We start from the raw sequence: 15,815 nt of genomic DNA on the forward strand, positions 1-15,815 counted from the left end.
AGGGTTGCCCCCATTGTCCAATATTCCCCACTGCTGCCTCCCGTAGGAGTCTGGGCCGTGTCTCAGTCCCAGTGTGGCTGATCATCCTCTCAGACCAGCTACTGATCGTCGCCTTGGTGAGCCATAACCTCACCAACTAGCTAATCAGACGCGGGCCGATCCTTCGGCAGTAAACCTTTCCCCATAAGGGCGTATCCGGTATTAGCTCAAGTTTCCCTGAGTTATTCCGAACCGAAGGGCACGTTCCCACGCGTTACTCACCCGTCTGCCGCTGACCCCGAAGGGCCCGCTCGACTTGCATGTGTTAAGCCTGCCGCCAGCGTTCGCTCTGAGCCAGGATCAAACTCTCAAGTTGAAGAGCTGATCAAAGCTGATCACAACATAAACGGAGGCTCACAACCGATCGGCGTTTCCACCAAATCGTGTGAGCACCGAAACGTCAGACCAGCATCATCCTACTCACGACCAGACCCGAAGGCCCGATCCGCAGGGACGACGCCGTCCACGCTTCTCTTTCTCGTATGCACTTGTCAAAGAGCGGCCCGGCCAAGACCGGGGTATCATCGGCGACGACAGGACCAGCGCCTGACCAAGGTCAGGCTCGCTGGCCCAGACTGTCGAAGAGATAGTTCAGCGCCCGGTCCGCTGTCGCGGCCGGCGCCGATGGGTGGTCGTATAGGCCCCCGATTTCGGCCCGTCAACCGGTTTGTGAAACCCTCGCGACAAAGCCCCTGCCCGTCCGCTTGCCGACCTCTCCCCTCCCCTCTCACGCGAACCGACGGATAGCCGGATCGCGCGTGTCCGCACTCCTTCCCGACGCGGCTCTAACAAACATGCATTCCCTGTATTACGCTGACGCATGGAAGACGTCAGCCTTCGGACGGCGCAGATTCGCGACACCCGTCGCGCGCAACCTTGTTTCGCGAGTGTAATTCTGTCGCATTCGCAAAAAGAAACGTTGACCCGCGGCGTGTTAAGCCGCATGGGGCTGCCACTCTGCCATCGGAGCCAATGAAATGCTGGACCAAGACCAAGAAACCAACCTGATTGAACGCGCCGCCGATATCGTGTCGGCCTACGTGTCCAACAACTCTGTCCCGCTCGCCGATCTGCCGGCGCTGATCAACGCGGTGCACCAGTCACTGAGCCGACTCGGCGGCGCGGAGCCGGTCGAGGCCGAGAAGCCGGTCCCGCTGATGCCGGTCAAGAAGACGGTGACCCCGGACTACCTGATCAGCCTCGAGGACGGAAAGCAGTACAAGTCGCTGAAGCGCCACCTGTCGACCCGCGGGCTCACCCCCGAGGAATACCGCCGCAAGTGGGGCCTGCCGCACGACTACCCGATGGTCGCGGCCAACTACGCCGCCCAGCGGTCCGAGCTCGCCAAGAACAGCGGCCTCGGCCGGCGCCGCAGCGCCTGAACCCACGGGCGTTCCTTCGCAACGAAGAAGGCCCCCGGACCTCGCGGTCCGGGGGCCTTCTCGCATTACGGTGACGAGTGGCGCGGCTTAATGCGCCACCACCCCCGACGCGTCGTCCTCGGTGCGCGCCGGAGCCGCCTTCGGCAGCGGCTCATCCCAGTCGATCGCCTCGGGCATGCGGATCAACGCCCGCTCGAGAACCTGGTCCATGCGCGACACGGGGAAGATCTCGAGCCCGTTCTTCACACTGGCCGGGATGTCCACCAGATCCTTGGCGTTCTCCTCCGGGATCAGCACGATCTTGATGCCGCCCCGCAGAGCCGCCAGCAGCTTCTCCTTGAGACCGCCGATCGGCAGCACCCGTCCACGCAGGGTGACCTCGCCGGTCATGGCGATGTCGCGGCGCACCGGAATGCCGGTGATGACCGAGACGATCGCCGTCGCCATGGCGATACCGGCCGAGGGCCCGTCCTTCGGGGTCGCCCCCTCCGGCACGTGGACGTGGATGTCCCGGCGCTCGAACAGCGGTGGCTCGACACCGAAGTCGACGGCCCGCGAACGGACGTAGGACGCCGCCGCGGAGATCGACTCCTTCATCACGTCGCGCAGGTTGCCGGTCACCGTCATCTTGCCCTTGCCGGGCATCATGACGCCTTCGATCGTGAGCAGCTCGCCGCCGACCTCGGTCCAGGCCAAGCCGGTGACGACGCCGACCTGATCGTCGGTCTCGACCTCGCCGTAGCGGAACTTCGCCGGACCGAGGAAGGTATCGAGGTTGTCGGCCGAGACCGTCACGCTCTTCACCCCCGAGATCAGGATCTCCTTCACCGCCTTGCGGATCAGGTTCGAGATCTCGCGCTCCAGGTTCCGCACGCCCGCCTCGCGGGTGTAGCGGCGGATCAGGAGCATCAGGCCGTCATCGGTGATCGACCACTCGTTGGTGTCGAGACCGTGCTTCTTCAGCGCGCCCGGCATCAGGTGCTTGCGCGCGATCTCGACCTTCTCCTCCTCGGTGTAGCCGGCGATGCGGATCACCTCCATCCGGTCCAGGAGGGCCGGCGGGATGTTGAGGGTGTTGGCCGTGGTCACGAACATCACGTTCGACAGGTCGTAATCGACCTCGAGGTAATGGTCGTTGAAGGTCGCGTTCTGCTCGGGATCTAGCACCTCGAGGAGCGCCGCGGACGGATCGCCGCGGAAGTCCATGCCCATCTTGTCGATCTCGTCGAGCAGGATGAGCGGGTTCGAGGTCTTGGCCTTGCGCATCGACTGCACGATCTTGCCGGGCATCGAGCCGATATAGGTCCGGCGGTGACCGCGGATCTCGGCCTCGTCACGCACGCCGCCGAGCGACATGCGGACGAACTCGCGACCCGTGGCCTTGGCGATCGACTTGCCGAGCGAGGTCTTGCCGACGCCGGGAGGTCCGACGAGGCACAGGATCGGACCGGTGAGCTTGTTGGCGCGCTGCTGCACCGCCAGGTACTCGACGATCCGCTCCTTGACCTTGTCGAGACCGAAATGATCGGAATCGAGCATGGCCTGCGCGCCGGGTAGGTCCTTCTTGATCTTCGAGCGCTTGCCCCACGGGATGCCGAGCATCCAGTCGAGGTAGTTGCGCACGACCGTCGCCTCGGCCGACATCGGCGACATCTGACGCAGCTTCTTCAGCTCGGCCAGCGCCTTGTCCCGCGCCTCCTTCGACAGCTTGGTCTTCTCGATCTTGTCCTCGAGCTCGGCCAGCTCGTCGCGGCCGTCCTCGTCGCCGAGTTCCTTCTGAATGGCCTTCATCTGCTCATTCAGGTAGTACTCGCGCTGGGTCTTCTCCATCTGCCGCTTGACGCGGGTCCGGATGCGCTTCTCGACCTGCAGCACCGAGATCTCGCTCTCCATCAGCGAGAGCACGCGCTCCAGCCGCTGGGCGACGGTCGGGATCTCGAGGATCGCCTGCTTGTCGGAGATCTTGACCGCGAGGTGCGAGGCGACCGTGTCGGCGAGCTTCGAGGGCTCGTCGATCTGGATCACCGCCGACACTACCTCGGGCGAGATCTTCTTGTTGAGCTTGACGTAGTTCTCGAACTCCGAGATCACCGAGCGGGCGAGCGCCTCGGCCTCGATCTTGTCGCCGAGATCGTTCGGCAGCACCTCGGCGTCGGCGGCGTAGTACTCGTCCGAGCGGACGAAATCCTGGATCTTGGCCCGGCCGCCGCCCTCGACCAGCACCTTCACGGTGCCGTCGGGAAGCTTGAGCAGCTGCAGGACGCTGGCCAGCGTGCCGATGGTGTAGATCGCGTCGGTGGCCGGGTCGTCGTCGGTGGCGTTGACCTGGGTGGCGAGCAGGATGTGCCGGTCGGTGCGGACCGCCTCCTCGAGCGCACGGATCGACTTCTCGCGGCCGACGAAGAGCGGCACGATCATGTGCGGGAAGACCACGATGTCGCGCAGCGGCAGGACCGCGTAGGTCCCGGTCGAGCCGGGGACGACGGGCTGGCGCGATTTCGGCTGGGTCATTGACTGACTTCCTTGTGTGGTGACGCCCAGGTCCCTCCCCTCACGGGGACAAGCAGGAGGAACTTTGGGGGCCGACCGGGCCGCGGGGGTCGGAAACGAGGAGAGCGGCCGGTTCGCGGCACCGCACCTCGTTTCGGTGAGCATGCGGCCGTCGCGTCGACTCTCAGGTGGCCCCTCCGGATGCCGCTTTCAAGCACCGTGCCACTTCGGTCTCTGGGGTCACCCGGAGCCGCCATCCGGGCCGCTCTCGCGAGAGAGGCCGCCGTTCGTCACGGCGGCCTCTCGGGGGTCACGTCGTCAGGCGCTGGCGCTCGCCGGTGCGTCCTTGCCGCGGTCGCCGTGGATGTAGAGCGGCCGCGACTTGCCATCGACGACCTCCGGCCCGATCACCACCTGCTCGACCGAATCGAGGCCCGGCAGGTCGTACATCGTCTCGAGCAGAATGCTCTCCAGGATCGAGCGCAGGCCGCGAGCGCCGGTCTTGCGCTCGATCGCCTTGCGGGCGACGAGGCTCAGAGCCTCTTCCTGGAACGTCAGATCGACGTTCTCCATCTCGAACAGGCGCTGGTACTGCTTGACCAGCGCGTTCTTCGGCTCCTGGAGGATCCGCTTCAGCGCGGTCTCGTCGAGATCCTCGAGGGTCGCCAGGACCGGGAGACGGCCGACGAATTCGGGGATGAGGCCGAACTTGAGCAGGTCCTCGGGCTCGACGTTGCGGAAGATCTCGCCGGTGCGGCGGTCGTCCGGGGCCTGGACGGTGGCGCCGAAGCCGATGGAGGTTCCCTTGCCGCGGGCCGAGATGATCCGCTCCAGCCCCGCGAAGGCGCCGCCGCAGATGAACAGGATGTTGGTCGTGTCGACCTGCAGGAATTCCTGCTGCGGGTGCTTGCGACCGCCCTGCGGCGGCACGCTGGCGACCGTCCCCTCCATGATCTTCAGCAGGGCCTGCTGCACGCCCTCGCCCGACACGTCGCGGGTGATCGACGGGTTGTCGGACTTGCGGGAGATCTTGTCGATCTCGTCGATGTAGACGATGCCGCGCTGCGCCCGCTCGACGTTGTAGTCGGAGGCCTGGAGCAGCTTGAGGATGATGTTCTCGACGTCCTCGCCGACGTAACCGGCCTCGGTCAGCGTCGTCGCGTCGGCCATCGTGAACGGCACGTCGAGGATGCGCGCCAGGGTCTGGGCCAACAGAGTCTTGCCCGATCCGGTCGGACCGATCAGCAGAATGTTGGACTTCGCCAGCTCGACGTCGTTGTGCTTGGTCGCGTGCGCCAGGCGCTTGTAGTGGTTGTGCACAGCCACCGACAGGACCTTCTTGGCAAAGTCCTGCCCGATGACGTAATCATCGAGGACCCGCCGAATTTCCTTCGGGGTCGGTACGCCGTCCCGCGACTTCACAAGCGAGGACTTCGATTCCTCGCGAATGATGTCCATGCACAGCTCGACGCACTCATCGCAGATGAAGACGGTCGGGCCCGCGATCAGCTTGCGAACCTCGTGCTGGCTCTTGCCGCAGAACGAGCAGTACAGCGTGCTCTTCGAGTCGTTGCCGCCAGCCTTGCTCATATGGGTCTCCAAGTCCCCGACCGGTCCCGCCCCGGGGACGCGACCGCATCGCTTTTAGATAGTGGCGCCCGGCTAAAGAAACAGTCACCGCCCCGAGCGGCCCGGGCGCCCGGTGCAGAATCGCGATGCAAACACGCAGCCACCTCCGGATCAATCCCACGGATGCGACAGGCTCCCGCCAAATGGCCGCATCGGGGCATCCGCCTTCGGAGGACGATCACCGTCCCCCAGGGGAGGCCCCGCTCGCGCGGGACCTCCGGTGGTCGCGAGGCTTGCTGGCGCGTGGGCTCGCGCCGGCCCGGTCAGGCCTGCGCCGGAGCCTCGGCGCGCTTCTGGAGCACCTCGTCGATCAGGCCCCACTCCTTGGCCGCATCGGCGGTCATGAAGTTGTCGCGCTCCAGGCCCTGCTCGATGGCCTCGTACTCGCGGCCGGTGTGCTTCACGTAGATCTCGTTGAGGCGCCGCTTCAGGGCCTCGATCTCGCGGGCATGGATCAGGATGTCGGTGGCCTGGCCCTGGAAGCCGCCGGAGGGCTGGTGCACCATGATCCGGGCGTTCGGGAGCGCGAAGCGGTGGCCCGCCTCGCCGGCGGCCAGCAGCAGCGAGCCCATCGACGCAGCCTGGCCGACGCAGAGCGTGGCGACCGGGCAGCGGATGAACTGCATCGTGTCGTAGATCGACAGGCCGGAGGTGACCACGCCGCCCGGCGAGTTGATGTAGAAGGAGATTTCCTTCTTGGGATTCTCCGCCTCGAGGAACAGCAGCTGTGCCACGATCAGCGACGCGGAATAGTCCTCGACCGGGCCGGTCAGGAAGATGATGCGCTCGCGCAGCAGGCGCGAGTAGATGTCGAAGGCGCGCTCGCCGCGGCTCGACTGCTCGACCACCATGGGGACGAGCGCGCTGTTATAATACTCGACCGGATCTCTCATCTCACTGGCCCTCTGAACGGAACCCGGCCGCCGCGGGCAGCCGGGGTAGCGGCGGAAACGTACGACCTCGCAGGCCCCGTCCCCGCCGCCCGTTCGGGACCGGACGAGGATCAGGCCGGGTTGGACTCACCCGCGGGAGCGGCCTCGGCAGCCTTCGGCGCATCGGCCTTGGCCTCCTCGGCGTCGTCCTCGTCGGCGAACAGCGCCTCCTTGGAGACGGGCTCCTCGACCAGTTTCACCTGCCCGAGGACGTGGTCAACCACCTTTTCCTCGAACAGCGGGGCGCGCAGCTCGGCCAGCGCCTGCGGGGTCTTGCGATAGAAATCCCAGACCTGCTGCTCCTGGCCGGGGAACTGACGGACGCGGGCGATCAGGGCCTGATTCACCTCGTCGTCCGAGACCTTGATATCGGCGCTCTCGCCCGCCTGCGCAAGCACCAGGCCGAGGCGCACGCGGCGCTCGGCGATCCGGCGGTACTCCTCGCGCGCCTTCTCCTCAGTGGTGTCCTCGTCCTCGAAGGTCTTGCCGCGGTTCTTCAGGTCCTGCTCGACCTGCGCCCACACGGCGGCGAACTCCTGGTGCACCAGGCTCGGGGGCAGCTCGAACGAGTAGCGGCTGTCGAGGGCGTCGAGGAGGCCCTTCTTCAGCTTCTGGCGCGAGGCCGCCTCGTATTCACGGCCCATGGTGGTGCGCACGGCGTCCTTGAGGGCGTCGAGCGAGTCCATGCCGAAGTTCTTGGCGAGCTCGTCGTTAATCTCGAGCTGGCCCGGGTACTTGATGGCCTTCACGGTCACGTCGAACTCGGCGTCCTTGCCGGCGAGGTGCTCGGCGCCGTAGGTCTCCGGGAAGGTGACCTTGACGAGGCGCTCGTCGCCGACGTGAGCGCCGAGGAGCTGGTCCTCGAAGCCCGGGATGAAGGTGTTCGAGCCGAGATCGAGGTTGATGTCCTCGCCGGTGCCGCCCTCGAACGGGGTGCCGTCGATGCGGCCGGTGAAGTTGATGGTCAGGCGGTCGCCGGTCTCGGCGTACTGGCCCTCCATCCGGTCGTGGAACGGGCGGTTGGCCGAGGCCATGCGCTCGATCGTCTCGTTGATCTCCTCGTCGGAGGGGGTGACGACCTGCTTGGTCAGGCTCACGTCCGAGAGGTCGACGAGGTCGAAGCTCGGCATCACCTCGAGGGCGATCTTGAAGGCGAGGTCGGCCTTGGCGTCGAGGGCCTTCTCGATCTCGTCCTTGTCCTCGGGCATCTGGACCTGAGGCTCGAGGGCGAGCTTGAGCTTGTTGTCCTCGACGATCTTCTGGTTGGCCTCGTTGACGGCGTTCTGGACGACGTCGGCCATCACGGAGCGGCCGTAGACCTTGCGCAGATGGGCGACCGGCACCTTGCCCGGGCGGAAGCCCTTGAGCTGCACCTTGCCCTTGATCCCGTCGAGCTCGGTCGCGAGCCGGGTCTCCAGCTCGGCCGCCGGCAGGACCACCTGGTATTCGCGCTTCAGCCCCTCGGCCTTGGTCTCGGTCACCTGCATCGTCGTCATTCCGCCTTGCACCTTCGAATCCGGCTTGGCTGCGGGCCCGGACGGCGCGGTGTTCGACGCCGTGCGACGGGACCGTCAGGACAAGGGGCCGGCACTGCTGCTTGAACCCAATCCGTCGTGTCGCCTGGCGGATGTGGTGCGGGCGGAGGGGCTCGAACCCCCACGACTCTCGTCACTGGAACCTAAATCCAGCGCGTCTACCAATTCCGCCACGCCCGCGACGCTCTCGCCCGAGGCCTGACGCACCCGGGCGCGGCTCTATAGCATGGTGGATCGGTCACGCAGCAAGAATTTTGGGGGCCGCCTCGCCCCCGCCCCCGCCCCCGGCTACAAGGCTGTCCCCGATGCAGGGGGACTCTCCGGCGCCCGGCGTCCGAAGCCTGCCCAGAGATCCAAGATCCGTTGAAGCGAGGTGCCATGCCGTCATCCCTGCCGCCCTCGCGCCGCGCGCTGCTCGCCGGCGCCGCGCTCTCCCTCGCGCCGGCCCTCGTCCGGGCGCAGGGGGGCGCGCCGCAACCGGCGGTGCATGCCGGGGATACGAAGCCTGCCGATGCCAGACGTCTCACCGCCGCACCGGCACGGGCGCGGCTCAAGCCGGAGCCGGCGCCCGAGACCCCGGTCTGGGCCTTCGACGGCCAATCCGCTCCGCCGGTGCTGCGGGTCAAGCTCGGCGAGGCCGTGCGGCTTCGGGTCGAGAACAAGACCGAGCGGCCGCTGTCGCTGCACTGGCACGGGGTGCGCAACCGCAACGCCATGGACGGGGTCGGCGGGGTCACGCAGGCCCCGGTCGCCCCCGGCGCGAGCTTCCTCTACGAGTTCACCCCGCCGGATGCCGGGACCTCGCTGATCCGCCCCCTGGTCGTCGGGGGGGCGAGCGAGCCCTCGGGTCGGGGGCTCGCCGGGATGCTGGTGGTCGAGGAGGCAAAGCCCCCGGTCGTCGACCGCGACGTGCCGCTGCTCCTCCAGGACTGGCGCCTGGAACCCGACGGGACGCTCGCGCCCTTCGGCCAGGTCGCGTTCGCGGCAAGCTCCGGCCGGCTCGGCAACGCGCTGACCGTCAACGGCAAGCCGACGCCTGAGACGATCGAGGCGGCGCCCGGCACGCGGCTGCGGTTGCGGCTCGCCAATGCCTGCAATGCCCGGGCGACCCGGATCCGCTTCGACGGGCTCAAGGCCTGGGTGGCGGCGGTGGACGGGCAGCCGACCGACACGTTCGAGCCGTTGCGGGCCACCCTGCCCTTCCCGCCCGGCACCCGCTACGACATCCTGCTCGACGTGCCCGGCGCGTCGGAGCCGGCGGGCGCCGTGGTGGCGCTGATCGGCTCCGGGATGCCGCTCGCCCGCATCGTCGCCAAGGGCGAGCCGGTCGCGGCCCGGCCGCCGGTGGCGCCGATCGGCGAGAACAAGCTGCTCCCGCCGGAGATCAAGCTTCAGAACGCGTTCCGGCGCGATATCGCCATCGCGGGCGGCGCGGTGTTCGACAAGGCCAAGCCCGAGGCCGCCCCGGCCTTCTCCGGCGACCCGAGCCGGATCTGGACCCTCAACGGTGCCGCCGGCCGGGCCGAGAACCCGCCGCTCTTCACCGTGAAGCGCAACACCGCGGTGGTGCTGGCGCTCACCAACACCACGGCCTTTCCGCAATCGCTGCACCTGCACGGCCACGTCTTCCGGCTGCTGCACCCGCTCGACGACGGCTGGGAGCCCTACTGGCTCGACACCTTCCAGCTGCTCGAGGGCCGCACCGCCCGCATCGCGTTCCTGGCCGACAATCCCGGCCGCTGGCTCGTGAGCGCGACGGCACTCGAGCGGTTCGATACCGGGCTGTGGGGCTGGTTCGAGGTGACCTGAGCCGCGCAAGCTCCCTGCGTCCGGCGGTCGCAGACCGACCGCCGGACGCTGATCGGTCAAGCTCAGAGGCGAGCATTAAGCCCTTGATGTCCGCCATCTTAATGATTCTTGTTTCCGGCTTGACGGTATAGCGCTCAAGAAAACGTGTTAACTTGGGCGAATGCATCGGTGGGATGCTTGTCGCATGCTGGCGCAGCAGCAGCGTGCAACGGACTGCAGCGCATCGACGAGGATGCCCAGCATGGAACATCAGCCGCTTCGCCACATCCGCGACATTGCCGACGTCGGGACGATTCCGCCCCTGCTCGAGGGCCGCCGGGCGCGGCTCGAACGCTTCGCCGAGATCCTCGACCGCGATCCCGGCCGCACCTTCATCACCCTGGAGGAGATCGAGTTCGTGCCCCGCAAGATGCGGGCGGGGATCCGGGCCGACAACTCGCCGCTCTCCTTCGCCTATGCCGATCCGGTGCTGCGGGCGAGCGGGCTCACCGGCGACACCTTCGGGGAGGCTCGCGCCTTCTTCGACCTGAGCACCGGCGAGGCCCATCATCTGCTGTGCTCGTGCGTGAACGGGCGCACCGTGAAGGCCGGGCCGACCGCCCAGCGCCTGCGCCGCCTCGCGACCCGCCAGCCGGGCCTGTGGCTGGCCTACGCTTGCGCCGCCGGCTTCGTCGCCCTGCCGGGGGCGATGTACCTGTTCGGCTGATGCGGTCTCCAACGGAAAAAGGCCGCCCTCGCGGGCGGCCTTTTTCATGCCGCGCGAGGCGGCAAACGGCGCAAGATCAAGCTTACTTGATCTTGGTCTCCTTGAACTCGACGTGCTTGCGCGCGATCGGATCGTACTTACGGAACGACAGCTTGTCGGTCTTGGTACGGGAGTTCTTCTTCGTGACGTAGAAGAAGCCGGTATCGGCGGTCGACAGCAGCTTGATCTTGATGGTGACGGCCTTGGCCATGGCGCGACCTCTTGTGAGTATGGGGTGTTGCGCCCGGAAGACCGAAACGCAAAACGGCCGGGCAGGCCCGGCCAGAACGCGGCGCCTTCCTGCCCCATCACCCTCCGGGCGTCAAGCCCGGGCGACCGACGGTCGCGCATGGGCATCAGGGCGCGGCCCGGACCATCCGCCCGCCCACCACCGCCAAGTAGGCGACGAAGAGCAGCGCCAGCGACCCGGCGAAGCCGTGCGGCGAGGCGAGGTCCATGCCGCCGCCGACGAGCGGCGGCCCCAGCACCAGCCCGATATTGTAGAGCACCAGGAAGGCCGCGTTGGCCCCGGCGAGCGCCGCGCCGTCGAAGCGGGCGCCGAGATGGGCGAGGCCGACCGTGTAGAGCGTGCCGGCGATGCCGCCCCACAGGAACAGGATGAGGCCCAGCAGCCGCGCATCCTCCGCACCGAGCGGCAGCGCCGCGGCACCGACCGCACCGAGGAAGGCCGCGGCGAGCAGGACCCTGCGCTTGTCGATCCTATCGGCGAGGAGCCCGACCGGAATCTGGAACAGCACGTTGCCCAGCGCCGCCAGGCTGACGAGGCCCGCCGCCTGCTCCGCCGAGAGGCCGAGGCGCAGGCCGTAGATCGGCAGGATCGCGAAGCCGCCGGTCTCCACGGCGCCGTAGACGAGCGCCGCCAGCGTCGCCGAGGGCGCGACCCGCAGGTAGCCGAGAAAGCCGCGCCCGCCCTTGTGCGGGATCTCCGGCGACAGCCCGCGGGCCATCACCAGCGGCAGCGCGCCGGCGCAGAACAGGGCGGCCCCCGCAAGGTAGGGCGCCCAGCCGGTGGTGCCGAGGACGCGCAGCAACCCTGGGCCGATGGCGAAGCCGAGGGCCAGCACCGTGGCGTAGACCCCCATTACCAGCCCGCGGCGCGAAGGCGGCGCCGCCTGGTTGATCCAGAACTCGGAGAGGACGAACAGCACCCCGAGGGCGGCCGAGAACACGAAGCGCAGCGGAAACCACCAGGCGAAATCGTGGACCGCCTGGAAGCCGAGGAGCGTCAGCGCCCCCACCGCGATGGCGCCGAGCAGAAGCGGCATCACCCCGAGGCGCGCCGCCACCTGCGGCACGAAGGGCAGGACGACGATGCTCGCCACCCCGGCAATCGCCGTGTTGACGCCGATCCAGGTGTTGGACAGGCCCATCCGCTCCATCTCGAGGGAGAGCAGCGGGATCGACAGGCTGAGCCCGATGCCGACGACCGCCACGCAGGTGATGGCAGCGGCGATGGCGGCGAGGCGCGCGGGCCCGAACTCCGAATCGGTGGCGAGGGTGGTCATGATGGGGCTGGCCGTCAGGGCCGGCTCATATGGGCCAGGGCGCCGGCAAAGGCCAGCCTAGTCCCGAGCACCGCCGTAGAATTTCCGCGCGACCCATCCCGAGACGAATAGATCGCGGGCCCTCCTCTCCCGTGCGGGAGAGGGGAGGTGCCTTTCCTTTATTAGGCCAAATCCAGGGGGAGCCGCATCACAGCTCTTCCCGCGTGTGCTCGCCATCCACGTCGCGAAAGAACGGCACCGGCAGCCTCGGGCTGAACCCCGCCGCGAGCCGGGCCTCCAGCTCGTCGAGCACGATGGCGGTGATGCGGGGCAGTTCCAGCGTGCGGGCCTCGGCGAGGTTGACCCAGGCGAGTTCGGTCAGCTCCGAATCGGGTCCGACGATGCCCGGGGTCTCGGCCGCCACCGCCTCCCGGTCGACGGCGAAGAAGCGGGTGTCGAAGCGCTTGGGCCGGGAGGGCGGGGTGATCGCCCGGGCGACGAATTCCAGCAATTCGAGGTCCGGCATCACCCCGGCCTCGCGAAACGCCGACCAGGTGCCGGGCGGCGCCATCTCGGGCGGGCCGTAATCGGTCGTGCCGATCATCAGCCCGGTCTCCTCGTAGGTCTCGCGGATCGCCGCGAGCGCCAGGACCCGGCCGAGATGGAACAGCGGCGGGTGGACCTGCTCGGCCAGGGCCTGCTCGGCCCGATCGTTGAGGGTGCCGGCCACCGGCATCGAGCGGTCGCCGAGCTCGATCCGCCCGCCGGGGAAGACGAACAGGCCGGGCATGAACTTGTGGCCGGCATGGCGCCGGCCCATCAGCACCTTCGGCTGGTCGCCGGTGCGGTCGAGGATGATCAGCGTCGCTGCGTTGCGGATCCGCAGCGGCCTGGTCTTCCTCTCAGGGGCGGCTGGAGCCGTCGTTCCGTCCGTCGGTCCTGACGCCATGCCGCATCTCCGTCTCGTCCTCAGGCAGACCGCTCGCCGGCCCGGCCCCCGCGCGGCGTATCGCGGCGAAGCCATGCATGCCAAGGGCATATTGCAGCCCGACCACCGCCCCCTTGGTCGGCTGGAGCAGCAGCAGCGAGGCGACGAGGGCCAGCGCCGGCCAGAACGTCATCTGGAACCAGAACGGCAGGTCGAGCCGCATCTCGGTCTCGAGGACGCCCAGGCCGACGACGTGGCCGACGACGAAGATCACCAGGTAGGGCGGCAGGTCGTCGGCGCGGTGATGATGGAACTCCATCCCGCAGGCCTCGCAATCCGGCCGCACCTTGAGGAAGCGTCCGAACAGCCGCCCCTCGCCGCAATGCGGGCAGCGGTTGCGGAAGCCGCGCCAGATCGCCAGCATCCAGTGCGGGTCGGTGCCCGTCCGCCGCGGCAGCGTCTCGACCGGCTCGGCGGCCGGTCCGGCGTGGATCTCGATCATGCCCGTCTCCCGCGGCGCTTGGTCAGGCTGTCGCGGCCTGCCGGCGACGGCCGGTGGCCGCGGGGCCTGCCCCGGGCGGGGCCGGGCGCCGCCTGCCGTCCGCCACCGGCGATCTCGAAGCGCAAGGCCCCCGCCACCGGCGCGGCCTCGACCAACCGCACCTCGACCTTGTCGCCGAGGCGAAAGGTCTCGCGGGTGCGCTCGCCGACGAGGGCGTGGCGGCCCTCCTCGTAGCGGAAATAATCGGCGCCGAGCGTCGAGACCGGGATGAAGCCATCGGCCCCGGTCTCGTCGAGCTTGATGAACAGGCCCGACCGCGTCGCGCCCGAGATCTGCCCGGAGAAGGTGGCGCCGACCCGGTCGGCGAGGTGGTGGGCGATCAGCCGGTCGATCGTCTCGCGCTCCGCCGCCATGGCGCGGCGCTCGGCGGCCGAGATCTGCTGGCCGATCTCGGCAAGGTCACCGACTTCCATGCCGGCCGGCAGCCCGTCGGAGCCGAGCTTGAGGGCCCGGATCAGGGCACGATGCACGATCAGGTCGGCGTAGCGCCGGATCGGCGAGGTGAAATGGGCGTAGCGGCGCAAGGACAGGCCGAAATGGCCGGCATTCTCGGCGGCGTAGACGGCCTGGGCCTGCGAGCGCAGCACCACCTCGTTGAGGAAGAGCTGGTGCTCGCTGCCCTCCACCATGCCGAGGATGCGGTTGAACAGGGCCGGGCGGAGGTTCGCCTCCTTCGGCAATTTCAGGCCGATCGAGGCCATCACCTCCCCGAGCGCCCGCATCTTCTCGAGCGAGGGCTCGTCGTGGACGCGATAGATCAGCGCCTGACCGGCGGATTCCAGGGTCTCGGCCGCCGCGACGTTGGCCTGGATCATGAACTCCTCGATCAGCCGGTGCGCGGCGAGGCGCTCCGGCACGATCACCCGGTCGACCCCGCCCTCGGCGTTCAGGATCACCTTGCGCTCGGGGAGATCCAGCGCCAGCGGCCCGCGGGCGTCGCGGGCGACTGCCAGCGCGTCGTAGGCGGCCCAGAGCGGGCGCAACACCCCGTCCAGGAGCGGGCCGGTGACCTCGTCGGGCCGGCCGTCGATCGCCGCTTGCGCCTGCGCGTAGGCGAGCTTGGCGCGCGAGCGCATCATCACCCGGTGGAAACCGTGGCGGACTTTTCGTCCCTCCGCCGTCACGACCATCCGCACGGCCAGGGCCGGCCGGTCCTGGCCGGGCCGCAGGGAGCAGAGGTCGTTCGAGATCCGCTCCGGCAGCATCGGCACCACCCGGTCGGGGAAGTAGACCGAGTTGCCGCGCAGCAGCGCCTCGCGGTCGAGGGCGGTGCCGGGCCGGACATAGGCCGCGACGTCGGCGATCGCCACCGTGACGACGAAGCCGCCCGGATTGGCCGGATCGGGATCCGGCACCGCCATCACGGCGTCGTCGTGGTCCTTGGCGTCCGGCGGGTCGATGGTGACGAGCGGCAGCTCGCGCCAGTCTTCACGGCCCTCCAGGCCGACCTCGCGGGCGGCCTCGGCCTCCGCCAGTACCTCGCGCGGGAAGACGTGCGGGATGTCGTGGGCGTGGATCGCGATCAGGCTGACCGCCTTCTCCGAGCCGAGGCTGCCGAGACGGTCCTTGACGCGCCCTTGCGTCAGCCCGAACCGGTCCTCGCGCCCGAGCGTCACGGTGACGAGGTCGCCGTCGAGCGCCTCGCCCTCCGCCCCCGGCGGCACCGCGATCTCGCGGCCTTGCGCCTTCTTGTCGACCGGCACGATGCGCCCGCCGCCGGTCGGCAGGGCGCGGTAGACGCCGAGCGTCTCGGCCTTGTTGCGGCCGATCACCTTGATGACCCGGCCGAGATAGCGGTTGGGCGTGTCGCCGTCGGGTTCGATCTTCAGGAGCGCCCGGTCGCCGGTGCCGGGGGCCGGCCCGTTGCTGCTGCGCCCGCGCGGCATCAGCACGATGATGAGCGGGGCGGGCCCGGCTTCCGGATCCCACTGCACCGGGCGCGCCACCAGCTCGCCGTCGCGGTCGCGGCGGCTGTCGATGTCGGCGACGACGACCGGCGGCAGGCGGCCGGCCTTGCGCAAGCCCGACCGGTCCTTCTCGATCACGCCCTCTTCCTGGAGATCCTTGAGCAGGCGCTTCAGCTCGATCTTGTCGGAGCCCTTGATGCCGAAGGCCTGGGCGATCTCGCGCTTGCCGACCTTCTGGGGCGACTCGTCGATGAAGGCGAGCACCGCCTCGCGGGTCGGCAGGGCGGCGGAGGCGGGCTTGGGAGCCTTGGTGTGTACGCGCGCAGGGTAGGTTTTCTTGGCCAACAGGTCG

General features: G+C 68.6%; 12 protein-coding genes, 1 tRNA gene and 1 rRNA gene. 3 read left to right on the forward strand and 11 right to left on the reverse strand.

Annotated features, from left to right (window positions below):
• Nucleotides 1-355, reverse strand: a 16S ribosomal RNA gene (locus FF100_RS29730); the annotation flags it as partial.
• Nucleotides 356-1,016: 661 nt separating this feature from the next.
• Here FF100_RS29730 and FF100_RS29735 point away from each other — a divergent pair.
• On the forward strand, nt 1,017-1,421 hold the full coding sequence (locus FF100_RS29735) for a Ros/MucR family transcriptional regulator (protein ID WP_139039504.1): 405 nt from the start codon (nt 1,017-1,019) through the stop codon (nt 1,419-1,421).
• 87 nt (nt 1,422-1,508) lie between these two features.
• Here FF100_RS29735 and lon read toward each other — a convergent pair whose 3' ends face one another.
• The 5 genes from lon to FF100_RS29760 all read right to left on the reverse strand — a co-directional run bounded on the left by lon (nt 1,509) and on the right by FF100_RS29760 (nt 8,187).
• Nucleotides 1,509-3,932, reverse strand: coding sequence for an endopeptidase La (lon, locus tag FF100_RS29740; protein ID WP_139039506.1), 2,424 nt, complete (start codon nt 3,930-3,932; stop codon nt 1,509-1,511).
• Between the two features lie 297 nt (nt 3,933-4,229).
• Nucleotides 4,230-5,501 (reverse strand): ATP-dependent Clp protease ATP-binding subunit ClpX, encoded by a 1,272-nt coding sequence (clpX, locus tag FF100_RS29745; RefSeq protein ID WP_048445376.1) that lies wholly within the window; start codon nt 5,499-5,501, stop codon nt 4,230-4,232.
• A 302-nt stretch (nt 5,502-5,803) separates the two neighbouring features.
• Nucleotides 5,804-6,433 (reverse strand): ATP-dependent Clp protease proteolytic subunit, encoded by a 630-nt coding sequence (locus FF100_RS29750; protein WP_139039508.1) that lies wholly within the window; start codon nt 6,431-6,433, stop codon nt 5,804-5,806.
• 110 nt (nt 6,434-6,543) lie between these two features.
• Complete coding sequence (gene tig, locus FF100_RS29755) at nt 6,544-7,959, reverse strand: trigger factor (RefSeq protein WP_139039586.1); 1,416 nt, start codon at nt 7,957-7,959, stop codon at nt 6,544-6,546.
• A gap of 143 nt (nt 7,960-8,102) precedes the next feature.
• A tRNA-Leu gene (locus tag FF100_RS29760) sits at nt 8,103-8,187 on the reverse strand.
• Between the two features lie 198 nt (nt 8,188-8,385).
• On the opposite strand from FF100_RS29760, the gene FF100_RS29765 reads away from it, so the two are divergent.
• Together FF100_RS29765 and FF100_RS29770 are read left to right on the forward strand one after the other, a co-directional pair.
• The gene (locus FF100_RS29765) at nt 8,386-9,816 is read left to right on the forward strand and encodes a multicopper oxidase family protein (RefSeq protein WP_139039510.1); all 1,431 of its coding nucleotides are present in this window, start codon (nt 8,386-8,388) and stop codon (nt 9,814-9,816) included.
• A gap of 241 nt (nt 9,817-10,057) precedes the next feature.
• On the forward strand, nt 10,058-10,522 hold the full coding sequence (locus FF100_RS29770; RefSeq protein WP_139039512.1) for a hypothetical protein: 465 nt from the start codon (nt 10,058-10,060) through the stop codon (nt 10,520-10,522).
• Nucleotides 10,523-10,604: 82 nt separating this feature from the next.
• Here FF100_RS29770 and rpmG read toward each other — a convergent pair whose 3' ends face one another.
• The 5 genes from rpmG to rnr form a co-directional block, all read right to left on the reverse strand.
• Nucleotides 10,605-10,772, reverse strand: a complete 168-nt coding sequence (gene rpmG, locus FF100_RS29775) for a 50S ribosomal protein L33 (protein WP_139039514.1) — start codon at nt 10,770-10,772, stop codon at nt 10,605-10,607.
• A gap of 145 nt (nt 10,773-10,917) precedes the next feature.
• Entirely contained in the window at nt 10,918-12,087 is a 1,170-nt protein-coding gene (locus tag FF100_RS29780) for an MFS transporter (RefSeq protein WP_139039515.1), read from the reverse strand.
• Between the two features lie 187 nt (nt 12,088-12,274).
• On the reverse strand, nt 12,275-13,015 hold the full coding sequence (locus tag FF100_RS29785; protein ID WP_139039517.1) for an NUDIX hydrolase: 741 nt from the start codon (nt 13,013-13,015) through the stop codon (nt 12,275-12,277).
• The gene (locus FF100_RS29790) at nt 12,969-13,496 is read right to left on the reverse strand and encodes a DUF983 domain-containing protein (RefSeq protein WP_171070387.1); all 528 of its coding nucleotides are present in this window, start codon (nt 13,494-13,496) and stop codon (nt 12,969-12,971) included. The genes FF100_RS29785 and FF100_RS29790 overlap by 47 nt, the downstream gene beginning before the upstream one ends.
• The gene (rnr, locus tag FF100_RS29795; protein ID WP_139039588.1) at nt 13,493-15,745 is read right to left on the reverse strand and encodes a ribonuclease R; all 2,253 of its coding nucleotides are present in this window, start codon (nt 15,743-15,745) and stop codon (nt 13,493-13,495) included. The genes FF100_RS29790 and rnr overlap by 4 nt, the downstream gene beginning before the upstream one ends.
• Nucleotides 15,746-15,815 lie beyond the last annotated feature (70 nt).

The sequence above is a fragment of the Methylobacterium terricola genome (genome assembly GCF_006151805.1).
Taxonomy (GTDB): Bacteria; Pseudomonadota; Alphaproteobacteria; order Rhizobiales; family Beijerinckiaceae; genus Methylobacterium; species Methylobacterium terricola.